The organism is Nocardia anaemiae NBRC 100462, assembly GCF_001612725.1.
GTDB lineage: Bacteria > Actinomycetota > Actinomycetes > Mycobacteriales > Mycobacteriaceae > Nocardia > Nocardia anaemiae.
The window spans coordinates 189169-196487 of sequence record NZ_BDAZ01000003.1 but is presented as its reverse complement, the minus strand read 5'-3'; the positions used below and the strand labels follow the sequence as shown (position 1 = coordinate 196487).

4 protein-coding genes are annotated in these 7319 nt (G+C 67.4%); 2 read left to right on the top strand and 2 right to left on the bottom strand.

Annotation, left to right across the window (positions count from 1 at the left end; genetic code table 11):
• Window positions 1-2257 (top strand): transglycosylase domain-containing protein (locus tag NA5_RS03310; protein ID WP_062981787.1); only part of this gene is annotated, 2257 nt, incomplete at its 5' end.
• Window positions 2258-2328: 71 nt separating this feature from the next.
• Window positions 2329-4020, top strand: a complete 1692-nt coding sequence (locus NA5_RS03305; protein ID WP_062981785.1) for a glycosyltransferase family 87 protein — start codon at window positions 2329-2331, stop codon at window positions 4018-4020.
• A 136-nt stretch (window positions 4021-4156) separates the two neighbouring features.
• On the opposite strand, the gene NA5_RS03300 is transcribed toward NA5_RS03305, so the two are convergent.
• Both NA5_RS03300 and NA5_RS03295 read right to left on the bottom strand, forming a co-directional pair.
• Entirely contained in the window at window positions 4157-5773 is a 1617-nt protein-coding gene (locus NA5_RS03300; RefSeq protein WP_062981712.1) for a TerD family protein, read from the bottom strand.
• A 33-nt stretch (window positions 5774-5806) separates the two neighbouring features.
• The gene (locus NA5_RS03295; RefSeq protein ID WP_062981710.1) at window positions 5807-7177 is read right to left on the bottom strand and encodes a TerD family protein; all 1371 of its coding nucleotides are present in this window, start codon (window positions 7175-7177) and stop codon (window positions 5807-5809) included.
• Window positions 7178-7319 lie beyond the last annotated feature (142 nt).

The following is a 7319-nucleotide window of genomic DNA, read 5'->3' as shown; positions in this document are numbered from 1 at the left end:
GCGCCGCACCGGCGGTAACGGTGGTCCGGGCGGACCGGGCGGTCGTCGTCCCGGTGCAAAGAAGAAGTCGCCGTGGCGGATCGTGCGCCGGGTCATCTACGTCCTGCTAGCCCTGTCCATTATTTTGCCGAGCACGGTATTCCTGATCGCCTACACCACGGTTTCGGTACCCCAGCCGGGTGACCTCAAAACAAACCAGGTCGCGAATATCCTCGCCAGCGACGGCACCACGGTGATCAGCAAGGTGGTACCGCCGGAGGGCAACCGCACCGACGTCACCATCGACCAGATTCCGCCGCATGTGCGCAATGCCGTGATCGCGGCCGAGGACCGGGACTTCTACACCAACCCTGGTTTCTCGGTTTCCGGCTTCATGCGCGCGGCCCGGGATCAGGCCCTCAACAAAGAGAGCGCGGGCGGTGGCTCGACCATTACCCAGCAGTACGTGAAGAACGCGCTCGTCGGTGACGAACACTCGCTGACCCGCAAGCTGCACGAGCTGGTCATCTCGGCGAAGATGGCGCGCCAGTGGAGCAAGGACGAAATCCTCGCCGCCTACCTCAACACCATCTACTTCGGTCGCGGCGCGTACGGCATCGACGCCGCCGCCAAGGCCTACTTCGCCAAGCCGGTCTCGGAGCTCACCGTGGCCGAGGGCGCGGTGCTCGCCGCCACCATCCAGCAGCCCTCCGGCCTGGATCCGGAAAAGAATCCCGATGGCGCCAAGTTCCGCTGGAACTATGTGCTCGACGGCATGGTCTCCGGCGGCAATCTGAAGCCCGAAGAGCGCCAGGCCCAGCAGTTCCCCCAAGTGGTCCCGGTGTCCTCCACCAAGGACAAGGGCCTGGACGCCGGTCCCGAGGGGCTGATCAAGACCCAGGTGCTCAAGGAGTTGGCGGCCGCGGGCATCAGCGAACAGCAGCTCAATACCGCTGGCCTCTCGATCACCACCACGATCGACCCGAAGGCGCAGCAGGCCGCCGTCGACGCCGCGCAGAAGAAGATGCAGGGCGAACCGGAAAAGCTGCGCGCCGCAGTGGTTTCGGTGGATCCGAAGACCGGTGCGGTGCGCGCCTACTACGGCGGCGACGACGGTCAGGGCTACGACTTCGCCAATGCCGGTCTGCAGCCGGGATCCTCGTTCAAGGTCTTCGGTCTCGCGGAGAACCTGGAGCTCGGCAAACCGCTGTCGGAGATGTACGACAGTTCGCCGATCACCGTGAACGGCATCAAGATCACCAACGTCGAAGGCGAACAGTGCGGCACCTGCACCATCGCCGAGGCGCTCAAGCGCTCGCTGAACACCAGCTTCTACCGCATGGAGCTGGATATGCAGAACGGTCCGCAGAAGATCGCCGATATGGCGCACAAGCTCGGCATTCCGGAGACCATTCCGGGCGTCGGCAAGAGCCTGGTCGAGCCGGACGGTTCGCCACCGAACAACGGCATCGTGCTCGGTCAGTACCAGGCCAGGGTGCTGGATATGGCCTCGGCCTACGCGACGCTGGCCGCCTCCGGCGTGTACCACGCACCGCACTTCGTCACCAAGGTGACGACCGCCGACGGGCAGGTGCTGCTCGACCGCGGTGATGTGGCCGGTGAACAGCGGGTCTCGGCGGCGGTCGCCGACAATGTCACCGATGCGATGAAGCCGATCGCCGCGTGGTCGCGCAATCACAACCTGGCCAACGGCCGCGAGTCGGCGACCAAGACCGGTACCGCCCAGCTCGGCGACACCGGCGAGAACAAGGACGCCTGGATGGTCGGCTACACGCCGTCGCTGTCCACCGCGGTGTGGGTCGGCTCTATCGACAATTCGGCGCTGCGCAACTACAGCGGCGGCATGGTCTACGGTTCCGGTCTGCCCTCGGATATCTGGAAGGCCACCATGGACGGCGCCCTGGAGGGCACCCCGAAGGAAACCTTCCCGAAGCCCGCCCCGATCAAGGGCCAAGCCGGTGTGCCCGCGTGGTCCGCACCATTCACCCCGCCGTCGACCACGGAGTCGCCGCTGGTGCCGCCGATCCAGATCGTTCCGAACACCATCGATACCCCGTTCGGCCCGATCCAGATCCCCGGTGTGCAACCGCAGACGCAGCAGCGCCAGCCGCAACAACAACAGCAGCAGGCGGAGTCGACGCCGCTACCGGGGCAGCCGACCGCGAACCCCGACGGATCGATGCCCTCGGCCACCGGATCACCGCAATCCGGCGGCACCGCGAACGGCAACGGCAGCCAACCGACACGCACCCGGTAGCCTCGGGTGCCGTGACCGAACCGCAACTCGTGGACAAGCGGACGAACGCAAGCGCGCCGCGGACCGACGGGATGCCGTCCGGTGCAACGCAGTCCGGCGGCGGCGCGACGCACTATGTCGCGCCCGCGCCGCTGGCACCGGATCTGCGCTCGGCCGACGGCCGGGATCGGCCGAGCCGCAACGATTCGCTGAGCGCGCAGCTGAGCACGGTCGTCGGCGGGCCGGTCGGTGACCACGCGCTCATCGGCCGGGTCCGGTTCTGGACCCCGATGCGGGTGTTGCTCGCCTTCGCGCTGGTCTTCCTCGCGCTGGGCTGGACTAGCAAGGCGCCGTGCATCCAGCAGACGAAGGCGTCCGACGGTTCGCTCACCCTGGACTGGAACAACGGCCGCCAGTACACCGCCATGTGCTACTCGGATACCGTGCCGCTCTATGGTGCGGAACGGCTGAACGAGGGCGCCTTCCCGTACAAGAAGGAATGGACCGAGCAGACTCCGGACGGCGGCCGGGAGACCAGGTACATGGAGTATCCGGTGCTGTCCGGGCTCTATCAGTACGCGTCGATGCAGATCGCCAAGACCTGGGATGCCTCCCCGCTGCCGGGTGCGCTGCAGGTGGTCATCTACTTCAATGTGGTCGCGGTCGGTCTGGCCCTCGCCTGGCTGGTCACGGTGTGGGCCTCGGCGCAACTGGCGGGGCGGCGGATCTGGGATGCCGCGCTGGTCGCCTGTTCCCCGCTGGTGATCGTGCACGCGTTCACCAATTTCGACGCGCTGGCAACGGCTTTCGCCGCCACCGGCCTGCTCGCCTGGGCCCGGCGACGACCGTTGCTCGCGGGCGTGCTGCTCGGACTCGGCGGTGCGGCCAAACTGTATCCGCTGCTGCTGCTCGGGCCGATCGTGGTGTTGTGCCTGCGCGCCGACCCACTACAGCGGGTGCCGAGCGCACGGCTCGGACTGCGGTTGAGCGATATCAACAGCTGGCGCACCACGATGATTTGGCTGCGCGAAACCCCGTATCGCACACAGTTTCTCAGCGCCCGGCCGCTCGGCGCGGCCGCGTTGACCGTCGGCGCGGCGGCGGGCACCTGGCTGGTGGTGAATCTGCCGATCGCACTGCTGTATCCAAATGGCTGGCGAGAGTTCTTCCGGCTCAACACCACTCGGCACGCCGATCCGGATTCCATCTACAACGTCATCACCTCGTTCACCGGCTGGGCCGGATTCGACGGCGAGATCGGACATGCCGAACAGCCGACCATCCTGAACCTGGTGTCGCTGCTGGTATTCGTCGCGGCCTGTGCGGCGATCGGCTATATCGCGCTCACCGCTCCGCGCCGACCACGCCTGGCCCAGCTGTGCTTCCTGGTGGTCGCCGCCTTCCTGATCACCAACAAGGTGTGGAGCCCGCAGTATTCGCTGTGGCTGGTGCCGCTGGCCGTGCTCGCACTGCCGCATCGCCGAATTCTGTTGGCCTGGATGACCATCGACGCGCTGGTCTGGGTGCCGCGGATGTTCTATTACCTCGGCCTGGATCGCAAGGGCCTGCCCGAGCAGTGGTTCACCGGCACGGTCGCGCTGCGCGATATCGCGGTACTCGCGCTGTGCGCCTTGATCATTCGGCAGATCTACCGACCGGAGGAGGATCTGGTCCGGCGCGATTTCGTCGACGATCCGGTCGGCGGCGTCGTCGATCGCGCACCGGACCCGCTGCTGCCCTGGCTGCCGGAGCCGCTGCGGCCCAGGGCTGCCCTCGGCCGCTAGTGCCGTGCCCAGATAGCTGCTCGGGTTCCGTCGAATGGTGCTCGCCCACCCCGAATCCGACCGCTGTATCACTACGCTCGGCGAGCTGCCGGAGGCAGCAGTAAGACGGCGGCACCAGCGACTAGCGCGAAAGGAGTCAGCTGGTGCGCAGGAAGCGCGCCTGCCTGGCCGGTTCCCGCGGCAGCAGGTCCAGCTCCAGCTGCCACGCGCTGCCGGTCCACGGATCGAACAGCGGAGTGCCGTCCACCGTCGGCAGATGACGGCAGGACTGGGACAGCATCGCCACCGTGCCGTCGCTGGACTCGGATTCGTCGGTGCCGACGATCACCGTGGAGAGCCCGATCAGATCGCCGCGCACCAGCAGTGTCGCGATGCGCTGGGCGTCCGCGCTCTGGTATCCGTGCGGGAAGTCCGCGGCGAGCAGTACCCTGTGCTCGGTCGGCGGCGTGAAATTTCCACTGGAATAAGCCAATTCGGCCAGGTCGGCGGCCTCGACCAGGGTCTGCAGCCGCGCCGAGATATCGCCGAAATCGGTGACCGGCGGGCCGTTCAGCACCGGGGTCAGCGGACCGACGAGCTGGCTGAACGCGCCGGTCAGATCGATCATGTCGACCAGGGTGCGCCGACCGGGATCGGCCGCGAGCAGCCGCGCGAGCACCGCACCGACGACCGGGGTCGCCGCGGCCGAGGATTCGGTATCGATCCACAGCGGCCGGGTCAGCGGCACCGGGACACAGTACGGAATGCGCAGTGGCCCACGCTCGTCCGCGTAGAGCTCGCCGAGTCGAATGCCGTCGCTTGACGTCGGCGCACCGTCCCAGGCGGGCGAATCCCAGGACGCCAGTGACGGCGGCAGTTGCCGATCGGCGTCGGCGAGTTCGCGCATGAGCGCCTCGCTGTCGCGCAGGTGATTACCCTCCGCGGTGGCGATCAGATCGTCACAGCGACGCTGTGCGGCCTGCCTGGCCTCCTCGGCGGCCGGTGTGTTCCTGGTCGCCGGATCCGAAACCGCCGCGGACAGTTCCTGATCCAGCCGCTGCATGGCGTAATCGCGCGCGGAGATGAGCGCGGCGGCCGAGCGCGCGGCGTCCTCGAAGATCATCCACAGGCGTTCGAGTCCGTGGGCGACCTCGAGCGGCGCCGGACCGGCGGCCCGGGAGTCGCCGGGACCGCTGATGGTGTCCTGACCGCTGGCACGGCCCGGATTGGCGACCGGTTCGGCTTCCCGCAGATCGGCCGCGCTGTGTTGTCCGGACTGCGGCGTCGCCGGTTCGTCGACCTCGACGCCGTGCGCGGTGAGCAGCACGGCGAGCCCACCGGCATAGCCCTGACCGACCGCGCGCAACTTCCAGTCGGTTCCGCGCCGATACACCTCGAGGCAGATCAGCGCGGTCTCCCCCGCGGACGGATCGATCGCGAATTCCGCTGTAGCGACATCGTTTACCGCGAGTTCCGCGGTGACCGCGCCGAGTCCGCCCGGCTGCCCGGGTGCGGCCGGATCCGCGCTGACAACCAGTAGTACCGCTTTGGCGTCGGCGCGCACCTCGGCGAGCCGGATGGTGACGCCGTCCTCGGACAGCGTCACCCCCGCGGTCTCGGTCTGGTTGTAGAACACGAAATCGCCGGTCTCCAGGACCCGCAGGTTCTCCGCCACCACGAGCGCCGAAACATCCAGGGCAGCCCCGGCTTTCGCGCTGAATCGAACGATATCGCCGGTCAGCACCATATTCTGACCGGCCTTCAGCTGAATCACGTTGTCCGCCCCGTTATTTCGTGCAGTTATCGCTCAATTACCCAGGAACCGGCCCAGCTGTGGCACCGCCTCACCGGGATGTTTGGCCTGGAAGCCCTCGCCGAGCGCCTGCAACTTCCAATCGTTGCCGACCCGGAACAGCTTGGCCATCGCCATCGCGGTGAACGGCATACCGCCTGCCAGGGTGTACCTGGCCAGCTCGCCGTTGTTGGCACCATCGACCAAGCGGCAGAACGCATTCTGGACTTGTTCGAAGGTGTGGCCCTTATAGGAGGTCACGATGAACACCAGCGTGCTGACATGCGCCGGGATGCGGGTCAGGTCGACCAGGATCACCTCGTCGTCGCCCTCGCCCTCACCGGTGAGGTTGTCACCCTGGTGCCGGACCGAGCCGTCCTTGGAGGTCAGCTGGCCGTAGTAGGCGACATCCACCACGTTCATATCGGCGAACATCACCACCGACGCGTCGAGGTCGATATCGACGGTCCGGTTGCCGAACATGCCGCGGCTGCGCACCGGATCCCAGCCCAGACCCATCTTCACGAAGGTCAGTGCGGTGCCGCCCTCCTTGCGCAGGGTGACCCGCTGGCCCTTGACCAGGCTGACCGGACGATCCTTGCTCAGGCTGATCTCGCTGGGCGGCTGCTGCTGCGCGGCGGGCTGTGCGGGCGGCGGATAGCCCTGGCCCGGTCCGGGCTGGCCGGGCGCGGGCGGCGGATAACCACCGGGAGCGGGCGGGGGCGGGTAGCCCTGACCGGGCGGCGGGTAGCCGGTCCCGCCTTGCGGATAGGCCTGCTGTGTCGGCGGATACTGCGGCTGCTGCTGTGTCGGGTATGCGGGCTGCGGCGGCGGCGCGGGTTGGTAGGCCGGTGGCGGCGGGACCTGCGTCGCGGCCGGAGACTCGTCGACGGTGACGCCGTGATCGGTGACCAGCGCCGCGAAACCACCCGCGTAGCCCTGGCCGACCGCGCGCACCTTCCACTCGCTCTGCCGCCGGTACAGCTCGAGCGCGATCACGATCGACTCGGTGTTCAAACCGTCGATCCGATACTCGTACAGCTGATTACCCGCCGAATCCGACACGATCGCCGTCGGCGCGGGAAACCGGCCGAAGTTACTGGTCGCGTCGTCCAGAGTGATCACCGCGCGGATCTGCGCGATATCCGCGGGCACCGCGTTCAGCGAGACCGCCAGCGACGCGGGCTGCCCGGCCGGTGCGGGCTGCAGATTCACCCCGGGGCCATTGGGCTGATTGAAGAAGACGAAGTCCGCGTCGGAACGGACCTTCCCCGACTCGGTGACCAGTAGCGCGGACAGATCCGCGGGTGCGGTCAGCTGGATGGAGATCACCACGTCATTGGCGGCCAGCGGGCCATTCTGACCCTTGGCGAGTGTTGCGGACAAGTTCGACCCTTCGCTTGTCGGTGCGTACGGTGCCACTCTACGAGAAACGTGCCGCATACGATCCGAACTATCCGTCGCCGTGGCCCATACGAGTACTCCAAGATCGGTTAGGGTGGCGAAACGCGGTCGGAATGGCGGGCGA